The organism is Desulfofundulus sp. JL263-se (assembly GCF_056316025.1).
Map to the genome: position 1 here is coordinate 120,855 of NZ_CM149993.1, position 15,181 is coordinate 136,035.

13 protein-coding genes are annotated in these 15,181 nt (G+C 54.0%); 10 read left to right on the forward strand and 3 right to left on the reverse strand.

Annotated features, from left to right (window positions below; all coding sequences use genetic code 11):
- Positions 1–22 precede the first annotated feature (22 nt).
- The 3 genes from ACX4JR_RS00690 to ACX4JR_RS00700 are packed head-to-tail and all read right to left on the reverse strand — an operon-like array spanning position 23 to position 2,874.
- Complete coding sequence (locus tag ACX4JR_RS00690) at positions 23–1,222, reverse strand: ABC transporter permease (RefSeq protein WP_476059138.1); 1,200 nt, start codon at positions 1,220–1,222, stop codon at positions 23–25.
- On the reverse strand, positions 1,212–2,234 hold the full coding sequence (locus tag ACX4JR_RS00695; RefSeq protein ID WP_476059139.1) for an HlyD family secretion protein: 1,023 nt from the start codon (positions 2,232–2,234) through the stop codon (positions 1,212–1,214). The genes ACX4JR_RS00690 and ACX4JR_RS00695 overlap by 11 nt, the downstream gene beginning before the upstream one ends.
- Before the next feature lies 1 nt (position 2,235).
- Positions 2,236–2,874 (reverse strand): TetR/AcrR family transcriptional regulator, encoded by a 639-nt coding sequence (locus ACX4JR_RS00700; RefSeq protein WP_476059140.1) that lies wholly within the window; start codon positions 2,872–2,874, stop codon positions 2,236–2,238.
- A 159-nt stretch (positions 2,875–3,033) separates the two neighbouring features.
- Between ACX4JR_RS00700 and ACX4JR_RS00705 the strand changes: the two genes are divergently transcribed.
- From ACX4JR_RS00705 to ACX4JR_RS00750, 10 genes are all read left to right on the forward strand, one after another.
- On the forward strand, positions 3,034–5,424 hold the full coding sequence (locus tag ACX4JR_RS00705) for an O-antigen ligase family protein (protein ID WP_476059141.1): 2,391 nt from the start codon (positions 3,034–3,036) through the stop codon (positions 5,422–5,424).
- A gap of 90 nt (positions 5,425–5,514) precedes the next feature.
- On the forward strand, positions 5,515–5,751 hold the full coding sequence (locus ACX4JR_RS00710) for a type II toxin-antitoxin system Phd/YefM family antitoxin (RefSeq protein WP_476059142.1): 237 nt from the start codon (positions 5,515–5,517) through the stop codon (positions 5,749–5,751).
- Positions 5,748–6,134 carry a type II toxin-antitoxin system VapC family toxin gene (locus ACX4JR_RS00715; RefSeq protein WP_476059143.1) on the forward strand — a complete coding sequence of 129 codons (387 nt, stop codon included), beginning with the start codon at positions 5,748–5,750 and terminating at the stop codon, positions 6,132–6,134. The genes ACX4JR_RS00710 and ACX4JR_RS00715 overlap by 4 nt, the downstream gene beginning before the upstream one ends.
- Before the next feature lie 21 nt (positions 6,135–6,155).
- Positions 6,156–8,051: a tetratricopeptide repeat protein gene (locus tag ACX4JR_RS00720; RefSeq protein WP_476059144.1), complete on the forward strand. Its 1,896-nt coding sequence runs from the start codon at positions 6,156–6,158 to the stop codon at positions 8,049–8,051.
- 257 nt (positions 8,052–8,308) lie between these two features.
- The gene (locus tag ACX4JR_RS00725) at positions 8,309–8,623 is read left to right on the forward strand and encodes a tyrosine-type recombinase/integrase (RefSeq protein ID WP_476059145.1); all 315 of its coding nucleotides are present in this window, start codon (positions 8,309–8,311) and stop codon (positions 8,621–8,623) included.
- 47 nt (positions 8,624–8,670) lie between these two features.
- On the forward strand, positions 8,671–9,558 hold the full coding sequence (locus ACX4JR_RS00730; RefSeq protein ID WP_476059146.1) for a tyrosine-type recombinase/integrase: 888 nt from the start codon (positions 8,671–8,673) through the stop codon (positions 9,556–9,558).
- Positions 9,559–9,699: 141 nt separating this feature from the next.
- Entirely contained in the window at positions 9,700–10,776 is a 1,077-nt protein-coding gene (locus ACX4JR_RS00735; protein WP_476059147.1) for a FliH/SctL family protein, read from the forward strand.
- Between the two features lie 325 nt (positions 10,777–11,101).
- Positions 11,102–12,241, forward strand: coding sequence for a DegT/DnrJ/EryC1/StrS family aminotransferase (locus ACX4JR_RS00740; protein WP_476059148.1), 1,140 nt, complete (start codon positions 11,102–11,104; stop codon positions 12,239–12,241).
- A 26-nt stretch (positions 12,242–12,267) separates the two neighbouring features.
- Positions 12,268–13,608, forward strand: a complete 1,341-nt coding sequence (locus ACX4JR_RS00745; RefSeq protein WP_476059149.1) for a nucleotide sugar dehydrogenase — start codon at positions 12,268–12,270, stop codon at positions 13,606–13,608.
- Entirely contained in the window at positions 13,605–15,152 is a 1,548-nt protein-coding gene (locus ACX4JR_RS00750; RefSeq protein WP_476059150.1) for a Gfo/Idh/MocA family oxidoreductase, read from the forward strand. Before ACX4JR_RS00745 ends, ACX4JR_RS00750 begins: the two co-directional genes overlap by 4 nt.
- Positions 15,153–15,181 lie beyond the last annotated feature (29 nt).

The following is a 15,181-nucleotide window of genomic DNA, read 5'->3' on the forward strand; positions in this document are numbered from 1 at the left end:
CATCTTCTCCGGGGCCTGCCCTTCACCCGGAAACGGTACCCGTGCCCCGCTCCTTTGCAGCGCCCGCGTCCCTGTACCCGTAATACTGCCGCCTGAACACCAGCACTGCCGCCGGCAGCAGCACAATGTTCAGCAGCCCCAGCACCACCATATCCTTCATCATTACCGGCAGCTGTATGTCCATCAGGGCGATATCCCGCAGGTTGGTGACGAAGTAGGTCAGGGGCATCACGGCGGCAATGGCCCGGGCCACCGCCGGCATGGAATCCAGGGGCCAGGTGTAGCCGGAAAAAAGGAAAGACGGCAGGGCGAAAAGCATTGCCAGCTGGGTGGCCTGGATTTCCTTGCTGCAGGCCGCGGAGAGAAATATGCCCAGGGCCGTAATCCCGCCCAGGAACAGTACTTCCATCAATAAAAGGTTTGCCACGCTTCCGTTAAAGGGAATCTTGAAGACATAGTAACATTCGGCCAGGATGACGTTCAGGGATACAAAGTTGAGCAGGAAATAGGGGATCACTTTGCCGGCAACGACCTGGGCGGCCGAGTAGTTTTTATCGAGTAACTCCCTGAGGGTGCCTTCTTCCTTTTCCCTGGCAATGGCCACCGATACATATAAAAGCAGCACCTGCTGGATAATGGTGGCCACCAGGCCCAGCATGAGAAAGTTGGGGTAATTGAAAGTAGGGTTGTACCACACGCGGGTGGCCAGCTGCACCGGCCCGGCCGCATCCGCGGCCTCGCCGGGCAGGTAGCCGTGACCTTCCAGCATGGTTACAGCCGTACCTGCGGAAAGGGCCCCTACTATTTCCCCCGCCGAGCTCAATACGGCATTGCTGTAGAGAAAGTTGGTGCCGTTGACCACGACCAGTACCTTGGAGCCCCTACCCCTTTTTATGTCCCGGGCGAAATCTTCGGGGATTACCACGGCCACCTGCACTTTCCTGGATTCAATAGCCCGGCGCATTTCCTCCTCGCTGTTTACCGCGGCAACGATGTCAAAGCGCTCGGAATCGACAAAGGCCTGGACGACCGCGCGGCTGAGGCCGGTGCCGCTGCGGTCGTATACGGCGGTGGGTATATGGTTCACCACCCGCTCCATGTACAGGACGTTTAAAAGGGTGGCCCCCAGCAGGGGGAAGCCCAGCATCACCGCCAGCAGGCGGCGGTCCCCCAGTATCTGGCGAAATTCCCTTAAAGCGACCAGCCATATGTTACGCAGCATTTTCACCACCACCGGCGGCATCTTCGAATTTCACTTCCACGTTCATGCCCGGGCGCAGGGCGGGGTCGTTCACCCGGATGCGCACTTCATAGGTAATGATGTCCTTTTCTCCCCGGTCATTGGTGGCCCGCCGGGTGGCAAAGGAGGGGTTTTTCCCGACCCTGCTGATTTCTCCCTTGAACTTTTTCCCCCCGGCCATAACCGTTGCCTTTTGGCCGGGCCGCAGGGACAGGGCCACGTCCTGGCTGACCTGCATTTCCACCCAGTTGTCCTTAAAGTCGGTTACGGTAATAAGGGGCATGCCGGTGGAGACCAGCTCGCCCTCTTCCACGTTAACGGCCGTCACCGTGCCCGCTGCTGGCGCCTTTACGGCCAGCTCGGCCAGGTTGTGGCGGATTTCTTCCAGGGCGGCCCTGGCCTGCTGGTACTGGGCCCTGGCGGCCTCCACTTCGTTCCCGGCCAGGTTTACTTTCAGTTGGGCTGCCTCCGCTTCGGCCACGGCGGCCCGGGCCTCATTTTCCGCGGCCTTTGCGGCCTCCGCCCTGGCCCTGGCCTCGTCCAGCTGCTGCTGCGGGATGGCCCCCTGGGCGAAGAGCATTTCCATCCTTTCCAGGGTTTTCGCGGCCAGTTCCGCCTCCGCCCTGGCCCTTTCCAGGGCGGCCCGGGCCCTTTCCAGCCCGGCGCCGGCGGTTTCCTCCGTTACCCGGAGGGCGGTTTGGGCCTTTTGCAGCAGGGCCCTGGCGGCCTCCACCTGGGCCAGGGCTTGTTTTTCCCTGGCCCTCAGGTCCTTTTCATCCAGCCGGGCCACTATTTGGCCCGGCTTTACTTCGTCCCCTTCCTCCACCAGTAATTCTACAATGCGGCCCGGTATTTTGGCGTTTACATCCACTTCCCTGGCCTCCACGGTGCCGGTGGGCAGGTCCGGTTCGTCCTGCCTGTCCGAGCAGCCGGCGGTGAGAAGGGTAAGAGAAAGGATAATGGCTATTATGTATGAAATTCTCTTTTTGATCAATTTAACTCCCCCTTTCCCGGTTGTCCGGGTCGCGCAATATGGTTCTGAAAACCACCTGCAGGATGTGCTCCAGCCGCTTTTCCAGCATTTCGGGGGACAGCATGTCCCCTTCCCAAACGGCACTCAGGACCCCTGCCCGGTTAAAATAGAAAAAACACATGGCATTTACGCTCAAAACCAGCTGGCGGCTGTCAATGTCGTTCCGGAATATTCCTTCCCGCACGCCTTTTTCCAGGGTCTTTTCAATGGCGGGCAGGCTGTAAAGGTTGTACAGGGAGAGCAATTTGCTTATGTAAGAGGAACCCTGCAGGAACTCCCACTCCACGAGGCGCACGAAATTGGGATTTTCAGCCAGAAAATAAAAATATTCCTTTATGGCCCTTTCGACCCGTTCCACCGGATCCCCCGGCGGTGACAACGCGTCCCGGATGGAATATATCTTTTCCAGGTTGGATTTTAAAACGGCCAGGTACAGGTCTTCCTTGTTGCCGTAGTAGTGGTACAGCATGCGCTTGTTTATCCCGGCCCTGGCGGCGATTTCGTTTACCCGGGCCCCGGCCAGGCCCTTTTCGGCGAAGATATCCTCCGCCGCTTTCAGAATCCTTTCTCTGCTGTCCGTAATGTCATTAATGATGCCCACCTCCCCCACCAGGTAACCATTTGGTTACTTGGAATTGTAAAATGTTCCCGCCCGGGTGTCAATCCATAATTTTCATTGAAGCCGTCAGGGAAGGGATTTGCTAAATTTTGTTGAATAATTGTATTTCAATGGAAATTGATAAACCAGGGAGACGGTAAAATGGCATCAGCCAAAACCAGGAAAAAGAAACAAGTTAATAATAAAACTGCCGCGGCGGAAACAATTCCCCATGAGTGGCTTTACCTGGTTGCCTTCTGGGGCCTGGCCCTTTTGCTTTTCTTTCCCCCTTACTTCCGCGGGCTTTTCTTTGCCGCGGAGCAGGAAAAGGCCCTCATCCTCGCCGCCCTGGTGTTCTGGGCGGCTTTCCTGTGGCGCTGGCTGCAGCGGGACTACCGCTTCCTGGCCACGCCCCTGGACTGGTTTGCCCTGGCCCTGCCGGCGGCCTACATGCTGTCCGCCTTTGCGGCCGTGAACAAGGGCGAGGCCGTGGAGGAAGTGGTTAAAAACGTACTCTACTTCCTCACTTTCTGGGCGGTTTCCAGGCTGGTGCGGCGCGAGAGGGACGCCGAAAACATCATCAAGGTAATTTACGCGAGCGCTGCAGGCGCGGCCCTGGCCGGCCTGGCCGCGGCCACCGGGATAATATACATAAAGGACGGGTTTCTGGGCGGCCGCATTTATTCCACCTTCCAGTACCCCAACGCCCTGGCCGCTTACCTGGGGGGGGTGCTTTTCTTCGGCCTCTATCTCTGGAACCGGGCCCGGGACCGGCACAAGGAAGCCCTGGAGGCCGCCCGGGATAACATATTTATCAGGCTGGACCGCGTAAACCTGTGGGGATACCTGTACGCCTGCGGCAATTACCTGCTCCTGGCCGTGCTCTTCGGCACCAGGTCCCGGGGCGGCCTGCTCGTTTTTGCCCTGGTATTTATCATTTATCTTCTGGGCGCCGGGGCTGAAAGGCGGCTCACTTCCGCCCTGCACCTGGGCTGCCTGGGGGCTGCCGCCTTTATGGCCGTAAATAAATTCATCCCCCTGGCCGTGGAAGGAGAGGCGGGGCGGGCCTGGCTGTGGGTTCTGGCAGGATTGGCCCTGGCCCTGGCGGGGCAGGTCCTTTTCCACCTGCTGGACGGCCGGGTGCTGGCCCGGTGGTCCGGCAGCGGCAGGAAATTGAACCTGGCCTTCGGTATTTTGGCTGTCGCTGCCGTCATAACGGCCGGGGTGTGGTTGTCCGGCCACCCCCGGGCGGCGGAAAAGGTTACTGATTTTAATTACCTCAAAAACGCCTATCACCGCATATATTTCATAGAAGATGCCCTGGAAATGATAAAAGACCGGCCCTTACTGGGCTGGGGGGGCGGCGGCTGGAAAGAAGCCTACCGGTCTTACATGGACTACCGGTATATCAGCCGGGAGGTGCACAGCTACTACTTCCAGCTGGGCGTGGAAACCGGGATTTTGGGCCTTCTGGCCGTGGCCGGGATCTGGCTGTCCTTCCTTTACCTGGCCCACCGGCTCTACCACGGCAGCCGGGCCGGGCCGGCGCGCAGGCAGTTGACCTGGGCATTGACCGCTGCCTTTTTAATGATAGCCGGGCACGCCGTGATTGACTTCGACCTCTCCCTTTCCGCTTTAACCATGGTACTCTGGAGCACCTTCGGCATGGCGGCGGGGCTGGCCCGGGAAGGGGAGCGGGAGGAAACGAAACCGGCCCGCAGGAAGCACCAGGCTCCCAGGTACCTCCCGGTAGTGGCCGTCACCGCCGTTATTGTTCTTTTGATTACGGGTATTTCCTTCCTGGTGCAGTCCCGCAGCCTTATGGCCCGGGGCATCGCCCTGCTCAAGTCAAGCCAGGTGGCCAGGGGGCTGGAATACATGGAAAAGGCCGCGGCCTACAATCCTTTTAACGCTGGTTACCGCATAACCCTGTCCCAGGTGTACAAAAGCCTGGGCAAAGATAATGAAGCCCTGGCCCAGGCGCGGAAGGCGGTCAGCCTCAGCAGGTACGATACAGCACCCAGGGAAAACCTGGCCCGTATTGCCATGACCGCCGGCAGCCGTGACGAGGCCGCCGAAGCGGCCGCTGCCACCGTTGAACTGGCCCCCAATGAACTGCGGGTGTATGAAAGCCTGGCCCAGATTTACACCCGGCTGGGAATTGAGGAACTGAAAACGGGCAGCGGGGAAAGGGCCCGGGAATTTTTTGGTGGGGCGCTACAGGTACCGGAAAAGGTGGCCCGGCGCTGGGAAAGCGTGAGCGAGACCGGCAAAAAAATGTGGCAGGGCCCCCGGTTGGCGGTCAGCCCCAAGTTGAAGCTGCACGTTGGCGAGGCGAGCTACTGGCTGGGCGAATTCCCTGCCGCCGAAAAGAACCTCAAGGAGGCAGCCGGGGATAAAAAAATCAAGGCAGAAGCCCTCATGTACCTGGCCCTGCTGAGGGACAAACAGGGCCGGCAGCAGGATGCCACCGGGCTCCTGGAACAGGCGAAAAAACTTTCCCCCGGGATAGAACAGCAGTATGAGGAGCTCAAGAAGGTGCCGGTTTTGTAACCCTCAAGTCATGCTGTACCGGGCGAAGTTTTTAAGAATTGACTTAGTCCAGGACTTAGTCTATAATATTGCTAACGGGGGTGAATCAAGTTGACGGAACAGGTAAACATTCACGAGGCGAAAACGCGTTTTTCCAAACTTATAGCGCGGGTGAAAAACGGGGAGGAAATTATTATTGCCAAAGCCGGTACGCCCGTTGCACGGCTGGTTCCTGTCAAGGAGCGCCCGGCCAGGCGCGTTCCCGGAAGCGCTAAAGGTAAAATCGTTATCGCGCCTGATTTTGATGGGCCCCTGCCGGAATCAATCATAGAGGAATTTGAAAGATGAGAGCGCTGTTGGATACTCATACCTTTTTGTGGTGGATTACCGATGATCCCCGGCTGTCTGCCCGTGCCCGTGAAGTTATTGGCGACGGGGAGAATAAGATATTTTTAAGTGCCGCCAGCGGGTGGGAAATGGCAATTAAGGCTAAACTCGGCAAGCTGCGCTTGCCGGGCGACCCGGTATCTTTTGCTGCCGAACAAATGGCCGTCAACGGCTTTGACAGCCTGCCCGTTCAAATGAGCCACGCCCTATTCGTTTATGCCCTCCCGGCTTATCACCGGGACCCCTTTGACCGCCTTCTGGTTGCCCAGGCTAAACTGGAAAACTTATGCCTGTTAACTGCCGATCCCCAAATGGCCCGTTACCCGGTGGAAATTGTTTGGTAAGGGAGGTGCCCCAGCGGAAAAATGAAGGTCAAAAAAGCGGAGGAATTTGTAGAAAAAGGGAAGGAATTGCTGGAGAAAGGTGACTTTCGGGCTGCCGAAAAGGCATTTGCAAAAGCCCTGGAACTGGAAGAGGCTGCTCCCATACGCAATAGCCTGGCACTGGCCGTCTTCATGGCCGGTGAGCCCCTGCGCGCCCTGCAGGTCTTGGAGCCGTGCGCGGGCCTGGAAAATAAAAATCCCGGGGCAAACCCCTTCAGCCACGCCCTGGCTGCCAGAATTCACTGCTCCCTGGGCCAAAAGGAACAGGCCCGCCGGCAACTGCAGCAGGCCGTGCGCAGCTTCGAGGAGGGAATGGCGGAACTCCGCCGCACGAGACGGGGACAGGGCCTGCACTCCTTTCAGGAGTATACGGTAATTATCATGCGGGCGGCCGCCGACCTGGAGGATCACCGGCTTGTATTTGACCTTTACCGCCGGTGGGAGTCCCATCACGTTTCCTGGGAAAACAAATTTCTGGCTGCGGTGGCCTGTTTCAATATGGGCCGCTACAAGCGGGCCGCATCCCTTTGGTCCTCTATAACGCATGTGCACGGGCTGTTTTCGAGCATGCAGCAGGTGGCCTTCCTGGTGGAGCGGGGCGTTATTCCGCCCTTTGAAATGGGCTACGAACTCTATTCTGCGGGGAAACTGAAAGAGATGATTGAAGAGACCGGGGCGAGCGAGGAAGCACGCCGGCGGTACGTACAGGACGGTTTTTTCCGCATGGCGCTGTTTTCATGGATTTTAGAGGAGGACGGCTCCCAAAATGCCGGCCGGGCCGCATATATTCTGGTAAATTACGGCGGGAGCTGGGGCGAAAAACTGGGGCGGCAGGTACTGGAATTTCCCGGCTTTTCTGCTTCCCTGAAATTGGCGGCGGCGGACGCCCTCATTGCCAGGGGCGTCTTCCGGGAAGGCGAGCCCGTTCCCATGTTTATCGACGGGGAGCGGCGGATGGTGGAGATCAAGAAGACCCCTGTTTTGCTTGAACCAGACGAAGAGCTGGACGAAATAGTGGACCGGGCAATACAGCTGGGGAAGAAAGGGAAAATAGACGAGGCCATGGCCCTGCTGCAGGATATCCACCGGGAAGGCAAGTTCTACCCCCGGGCCTTCATGACCCTTGCCAACCTCCTGCGCCGGAAGGGCAAGTTGGAGGAAGCCCTGCAAATAATGGAGATGCTGGAGGAAATAGACCCCGAAGAACCGGTTTTCCTGTTCAACCTTTCGGCGCTCATGCTGCAGATGGGAGAGCCGCTGCGGGCCCGTGAATATTTGGAGAGGATCGACAGCCGGGAACTGGGGGAGCAATTTAGTGAAAAATTAAAAGAGCTGGAAAGAGAAATAGAGCGTGCCGAAAAAAGCCTTTTCCTCTTTGACGTGGATATCATGGTGCGTCAATTCGAGGAAGAACAGCGCAAAAAAATCGAAGAAAAACCCCTTCCCGTAGATGCCTCCCTTTCCCGGGGGCTGAAGAACATGCCCGCCCACTGGCTGGAAGGGGCCTGCATAAGCTACGGTCTCGAGCCCGCGCGGCGCCGCCGGGAGCGGGAAGAACAGCTGAAGGATTTTCTATCCCGTTACAGCAACCTGGAAGAGGCCGTGCAGGAACTGCATGAAGATGAGCGGGAACTGTTAAAGTACCTGCTGCAGCGGGGGGGCTGGAGCCAGCTGAACGCTGTCACCCGCAAATTCGGGCCTCTGGACGGTGACGGTTTCTTCTGGCAGGAGTACGAACCGGAATCCCCCCTGGGCGTCCTCTGGTCCCGGGCCCTGGTGATGGTAGGCAGGGCCAGCCTGAAAGGGCGCCGCTGCAAGATCGCCACCGTCCCTCTGGAACTGCGGGAGGCCCTGGGGAAAATACTGGTCACCGGGTAAACACGATACTTAATAATGGATTAACGAGAGGTAGAAATGTAAGGGGAGAATGGAAGGCCTGAAAGAAGTAAAGATTGGGTGCGGCAGGCCGAAGCGGATTTGGGGCATTCTCAAAATTCGCTGACATTTGGAGATGACGACTGGTCCTGCTTTTCTGATTATGGAAGGAAGAAGGTATTAAAAATGTTAAGTGCAGAAGATAGGGCTAAAGTGAGAGAGTTGCTGGCTACTCACCCTTTAACCCGCATGTTCCCATTATGAATTCGGAAGTAGCCGGGGATTTATTAAGATTTAAGGAAAACCGCCCGGGTGATTCACCCCTGCTGGGGCTCCAAAGCAAAGATTTTAACAGGTGGGCCGAAAAATGCCGGCAGGAAACAGGGCTAAAATTTCATCCCCACAGGTGCCGCCATACCGTAGGTACGCAATTATTACAAAAGGGAATATCCATTGATAAGGTGCAAGTAATCCTGGGCCACGCAGATATTTCCACCACCCGGCGATATGCCCGCACTGCTCCGGAAGCCGTACTGGAACTGGCAGCAAAGGCTAATAAAGGGAAGAGAAAATAAGTTATAGTTTGAAAAAATTGGCCGGAAAAATAAGGGAAGAAGCAAAAATGCTCCGTAAACTGGTAAGGACTTACTTAATTGAGCTAAAAATGAAGGGTAGCTCCGAACACACCTTAAAAAACTACGGCTACCACCTGGATAAATTTATAGCTTTTGTGGAAGAAGGCGGGCTGGATTATTCCAAGCTTACCGCGTCCCAGGTAAAGCTGTTCCGCAACCGGATGGTGGAGCAGGGGCTCAAGCCCAGGACCGTAAATGCTGTTATATCTGCTCTGAAAAGTTTCTATGATTTTCTAGTTGAAGAAGGAGAGGTTAAAGGCAATCCCATAGTCACCAGGAGATTAAGGGTAAAGGAAGGACAGCCTTTACCGGACTTTATGACAGACGGGGAGCTCCGGGTATTCTATGATTGGCTGGCAACTGTACCGGAACACGTGGCCCTGGGGTTTCGTACCATGTTGGCCACCGGTATGCGCGTGAGCGAGGTTGCCGCCGTTACTCCCCAGGATATTATACAGTTGGATAACGGGGGATACGTAATACATGTAAGGCGCGGCAAAGGAAATAAAGAAAGATACGTTCCTATAATGGATGCCGGTGTAGTGAGCGACCTGGTAAGCTTTTTGGGGGACAGGCAGGATGATGTTCCTGTATTCGGGCTCAGTGTCCACGCCTTTAAATGGTGGGCGCGAAAATGCCGGCTGGAAACGGGGCTGAACTTCCACTCCCACCGCTGCCGGCATACCGTTGGAACACAGCTGCTGCGCAAGGGCATTTCCATAGATAAGGTCCAGGAAGTTTTGGGGCACGCGGATATCTCCACCACCCGCCGTTACGCCCAAACCGCCCCGGAAGCCATATACGAACTGGCGGCAAGGGTAGATAAGTTAAAAGAGGTTAAGGCTATTTACAGGTTTTTGTTGAGATGGAATTGAAACGTTATCTTGTAGGGATAACGTTTTTTTATTTGGTTCTAGAAAAACCTTGCCATCAAACACTTGTTCTAAAGGTTCTTAAAATGTTATACTGATTATGGAAGGAAGAGGTGATATAATAACAGAGAGGAAGTGTTTGATTTGCCAAATAAGCAGTGGCATCCCTTATTTGTTACAGCGCTTAAGGAAGCGCTTTCCGATGCCGGGCCCGGAGAAATTGAAATCCAGGCCGAAGTGGCCCTATCTTCAAAACCTTTAGATGTAGATGTTTTAGTGGTCAAGAAAAAAGAGAACGTTCAACTGCGGCACCCGGTGGCGGATATCTTTAGGAAATATAACTTATTTGAATTCAAAAGTCCTGGCGATTATTTGGAGCCTAACGACTACGACAAAGGTTTGGCACTTTCTTTGCTGTACAAAGTGCTTGAGCATCCCAGGATGTTTAAACTGGATGAACTTACTTTGACCTTCGTGAGCAGCAGGCACCCGCGGGCTTTGTTAAACATGCTGGTAAGTAGGGGGCTAACGATTTTCGAAGGTGTTCCTGTTGCCGGGTTTTACCGGGTCGAGGGAGAAATAATTCCTGTGCAGGTTATGGTATTGAAAGAACTGCCGGGAGCGGAGCAGGCATATATGTTTTCGGTATTTCTAACAAAAAAGGAGGAATTGAGGCTAAGCTCTACCTTGCTTTTACTTAAGAAACATTTAGAAGATCCAGGCAATTTATATCGAAGAGAGCTGCTTGAATTTAAATTTAAAAATGAACTGGTAACGCCCGAAGAGTTGAAGGAGGTATTAAAAATGTTAAGTGCAGAAGATAGGGCTAAAGTGAGAGAGTTGCTGGCTACTCACCCTTTAACCCGCGAAATGCTGGAAGAGCAGCGGGTCAAAGCCATGTTGGAGGGTAGAGAAAAAGGTAGGGCGGAAGGCAGAGCAGAAGGTTGGGCAGAGGGCAGAGCAGAGGGCAGAGCAGAGGGCAGAGCAGAGGGCAGAGCAGAGGGCAGAGCAGAGGGCAGAGTAGAAGGTAGGGCAGAAGGCTTAAGGGGAGCGATTTGCAGATTCTTAGAGAGCAAATTTGGTTCGGAATCCTCTGACCTGCAGCAGGCAGTACAAGAAATTACAAACCCCGACGTGCTGGACGAAATAGCCGGGAAGCTGTTTGTTGCTCCATCTCTGGAAGATATGCGAAAAATTATAGCAAGTATTCTTGATAAGTGAATTGGCCTGCGGATATCTCCACCACCCGCCGTTACGCCACCCCCTCGAAAGCCAAATACGAGCAGATCAAGGCTATTTACAGGTTTTGGTTGGGGTGAAAATGTTATCGTTGTCCCGATGGGATAACGATTTTTTATCTACGCTTACTTAAGTGGTTTTTTAAAAAAATTTATAGTTTTTTTTGTAAGACCAGGAAGGATTTAAGAAAAATGTGTAGAAATACAACGTAGTAAAGTTTAGAAAATACAAACGTTATGTATAGTCAGAGCGGGTACCGTACCCGCTTTTGGTTTTGATTTTCCACCCGGAGAGGAGTAACAACTTAATGAATAAACCCAGTAAAAGCAGGAATATTCCCAGCTTTAATCTCACGCGCCAAAACGAGCAAATAAGGGGACAACTTATCCAAGCCTTTGCCGAAGTAGTTGAAAAAGGCATGTTTATCCTCGGCGAAAACGTAAAAGTCCTTGAAACAGAAATTGCCGCCTACTGTGAAGCTGAATATGGTATTGGCGTTGCCAGCGGAAGCGATGCCCTGTATCTATCCCTCCTGGCTTGCGGCATCGGCCCCGGCGATGAAGTAATTACAACGCCTTTTACCTTTTTTGCCACTGCCGGCTCCATCGAAAGAACAGGGGCCCGGCCGGTGTTTGCAGATATTGACCCGGAAACATGGAACATTGATCCTGCCCTTATTGAAGAAAAAATCACACCCCGCACCAGGGCAATAATACCTGTGCACCTGTACGGCTGTCCCGCCGATATGGATCCCATCATGGAAATAGCCGAAAGACACGGCCTCAAGGTTATCGAAGACGCGGCCCAGGCCCTGGGGGCGAAATATAAAGGTAAAAGGGTGGGCGGCATCGGTGATGCCGGCTGTATAAGCTTTTTCCCCACCAAAAATCTGGGAGCCTTTGGGGACGGCGGCATGGTGGTCACCAATGACCCCGAAATTGCCGAGCGGGTGCGTGTGCTCCGCGTGCACGGCGCAAAGCCCAAGTATTATCATAACGTACTGGGCTGCAACAGCAGGCTGGACGAGCTGCAGGCGGCCATTTTAAGGGTCAAGTTTACCCGGCTGGAGACCTGGACAGAGCGCAGGAGAGAGATTGCCGGCCAGTATAACAAACTTTTTTCGGAACTGCAAAATGCCAAAAACGTTGATATTAAACTGCCTGCAGAGCCGGGCTATGCCTACCACGTTTATCATCAATATACCATTCAAACTGCCAGGCGGGACGAACTTCAGGCTTTCCTGAAAGAATGCGGGGTTGGATCAACCGTTTACTATCCGCTGCCCATGCACCTGCAGAAAGTGTTTGCCCCGCTGGGATATGAGCAGGGAGATTTCCCGCAGGCAGAAGCGGCCTGCCGCCAGGTGCTGTCGTTGCCCATGTTTCCCGAGCTTGCCGATGAAGAAGTGCAGCAAGTGGTTGAAACGGTGGCAGAGTTTTTTGCTTAATTACCGGGATGAAAGAAGGTAATTCCATGAGTGGAGTAGCGGTCGAAACTAAAAAAAGTGTCAAGCAAGTCCTGCAGGAAAAGATAAGTAGCCGCACCGCCCACGTAGGAGTGGTGGGGCTGGGTTATGTGGGACTACCCTTTGCAGTGGAAAAAGCCAAGGTTGGCTTTACTGTTACCGGCATAGAGCAGAACCCGCAGCGGGCGAAAAAAATTAACGCCGGAGAAAATTATATAACCGATGTAAAAGATGAAGAATTAAAAAAGCTGGTCAGTGATGGACTTATTCGCGCCGAAGTTGATTTTACCCCGGTGCCCGATATGGACGTTATTGTGATTTGTGTGCCTACTCCCCTGGATAAAAACCTGGCGCCCGATTTGCGGTACGTAGTTAACGTAACCAGGGAAATCGCCCGGCGGCTGCGTCCCGGCCAGCTTATATCACTGGAATCCACTACTTATCCGGGGACCACGGAGGAAGTAATGCTGCCCATTTTAGAATCGTCGGGCTTAAAAGTGGAGCGGGACTTTTTCCTGTGCCACTCTCCGGAGCGGGTGGACCCGGGAAACAAACGCTACACAACTAAAAACACCAGTAAAGTGGTGGGCGGCGTGGGGCCGGAATCCCTGGAAGTGGCCCAAACCTTTTACGAACAGACCATCAAGCATGTGGTACCGGTTTCCAGCGCCCGGGCGGCGGAACTGGTCAAAGTGTTTGAAAATACCTTCCGGGCCGTTAACATTGCGCTGGTAAACGAGCTGGCCCTTTTATGCGATAAAATGGGAATTAATGTATGGGAAGTGCTGGACGCGGCATTCACCAAGCCCTTCGGCATCATGCCTTTTTACCCCGGGCCCGGCGTGGGGGGGCACTGCATACCCCTCGACCCTCATTACCTGGAATGGAAGGCCAGGGAGTACAATTTCACCACCAGGTTTATCGGGCTGGCCGGGGAGATCAACCGGAGGATGCCTGAGTTTGTAAGGGAAAAGGTGTTGCGTACCTTGAATAACATGGGTAAAGTTCCTTCTCAATCAAAGATACTCATCCTGGGGATGTCCTATAAAAAAGATATCGGCGATTACCGCGAATCGCCGGCAGTGCGCGTGGCCGAGCTGCTGCTGCAGGATGGGGCCCGTATAGTTTACCATGATCCGTACATAGACAAGCTGCATATAGCGGGGCGGCCTTTTCAATCGGAGCCCCTTACAGAACAAGTGGTGGGAAGTGCAGACCTTATTTTAATCACAACGGACCATTCTTGCATTGATTACCGCTGGCTGGTGGACAAGGCCCGGAAAATCGTGGACACCAGGAACGCCACAAAGGCAGTGCCCCACCGGGATGAAAAGGTGGTGCTGTTATGAGCGGCAGTCCCCGGGTAGCGGTTATCGGTGCCGGTAACTGGGGGAAAAACCACGTGCGCGTGTTTTACCGGCTGGGGACCCTGGCTGCCGTGGCTGAAACCGCCCCGGCTTTGAGGGATAAAATAACGGAACAGTATCCCGGAGTGTCCGTTTACGAAGACCACCGTCAATTGCTAAATGACGCGGAAATTGACGCGGTGGTTATTGCCACACCTGCTCCCACCCACTATTCTATTGCTAAGGAAGCATTACTGGCCGGTAAAGACGTGCTGGTGGAAAAACCCATGACTCTTTCAGTGGAAGAAGCCGGGGAACTGGTTGCTGTTGCCGAAAGCGGGAAAAGGATGCTGATGGTAGGACACCTGCTGCTTTATAAGCCTGCCGTACAAAAAATAATCAGCTGCGTGCGGGAGGGCCAAATAGGAAATCTTGTTACAATAGAAATGCGCAGGCGCAAGCTTGGTAAGGTGCGCAGCCAGGAAAACGTCCTCTGGAGCTTTGCCCCCCACGATATAGCCGTTCTGCTCGAACTGGTGCGCGCCCCGGTAAAAGAAATAACCGCAGCGGGGATGGCGGCACTCCAGCCCGGCATTGAAGATGATGTCCGGGTGCACCTTGCATTTGCCAACAATGTACAGGCCCACATCCACGTTTCCTGGCTCTGGCCGGAAGACGAGCGTAAGACTGTCATTATAGGTACCGAGGGAATGATTACCTATGACGAGCATGAAAACAGGGTATGGCTGCACCGCAAAGGTGTGCGTAGAGATTTAAGCACCTGGGATGAGGGTAAGGAAGAACTTTATATTGAACATAAAGATGCACTGGAAGAAGAAGCCCGGCACTTCTTAAGGTGCGTCACCAACAGGAACGCCCCTTTGACGGATGGAAAAAGGGGCAAGGATGTTATTGATATCCTGGTCCGGGCGGAAAAAGCTTTGAAAAATACATATCCTAAAAGGGATTATTTTGTACATAAATCGGCCTGTGTAGATGAGGGTGCTGTAATCGGCAAAGGAACAAGGATCTGGCATTTCTGTCACGTTATGTCCGGGGCGGAGATAGGTGAGTATTGTACCCTGGGCCAGAACGTTTTTGTGGCGCGCAACGTAAAAATCGGCAATAACGTTAAGATCCAAAACAATGTTTCGGTCTATGAAGGAGTTATACTTGAGGATGATGTTTTCTGCGGCCCCAGCATGGTATTCACTAACGTAAAAACACCCCGCTCTGCTTACCCGCGCAATACCAGTGCGGATTACATAACCACCCTGGTTAAACGCGGCGCAACCATCGGGGCCAATGCTACCATTGTTTGCGGCGTAACCGTTGGGGAATGGGCCTTTGTGGCCGCAGGCGCGGTGGTGACAAAAGATGTACCACCATATGCTCTTGTGGCTGGTGTGCCAGCAAAAGTAATTGGCTGGGTGTGTAAATGTGGGGTACCACTTAAATTTGTGAGGGATACTGCTACCTGTGCTGAGTGCGGTAGGCGTTATAAAAGCCAGGAAGAAGATCAAATCAGTGGTATTGTAAAACTTTAGAGAGACGTGAAGTACTAGCTTTTTAATGG

What these genes read in the sequence shown, in the direction of transcription:
- ACX4JR_RS00720 (WP_476059144.1), top strand. Translation starts at nt 6,156, where the DNA reads ATGAAGGTCAAAAAAGCGGAGGAATTTGTAGAAAAAGGGAAGGAATTG.
- ACX4JR_RS00740 (WP_476059148.1), top strand. Translation starts at nt 11,102, where the DNA reads ATGAATAAACCCAGTAAAAGCAGGAATATTCCCAGCTTTAATCTCACG.
- ACX4JR_RS00725 (WP_476059145.1), top strand. Translation starts at nt 8,309, where the DNA reads ATGAATTCGGAAGTAGCCGGGGATTTATTAAGATTTAAGGAAAACCGC.
- ACX4JR_RS00715 (WP_476059143.1), top strand. Translation starts at nt 5,748, where the DNA reads ATGAGAGCGCTGTTGGATACTCATACCTTTTTGTGGTGGATTACCGAT.
- ACX4JR_RS00730 (WP_476059146.1), top strand. Translation starts at nt 8,671, where the DNA reads ATGCTCCGTAAACTGGTAAGGACTTACTTAATTGAGCTAAAAATGAAG.
- ACX4JR_RS00750 (WP_476059150.1), top strand. Translation starts at nt 13,605, where the DNA reads ATGAGCGGCAGTCCCCGGGTAGCGGTTATCGGTGCCGGTAACTGGGGG.
- ACX4JR_RS00745 (WP_476059149.1), top strand. Translation starts at nt 12,268, where the DNA reads ATGAGTGGAGTAGCGGTCGAAACTAAAAAAAGTGTCAAGCAAGTCCTG.
- ACX4JR_RS00690 (WP_476059138.1), bottom strand. Translation starts at nt 1,222, where the DNA reads ATGCTGCGTAACATATGGCTGGTCGCTTTAAGGGAATTTCGCCAGATA.
- ACX4JR_RS00705 (WP_476059141.1), top strand. Translation starts at nt 3,034, where the DNA reads ATGGCATCAGCCAAAACCAGGAAAAAGAAACAAGTTAATAATAAAACT.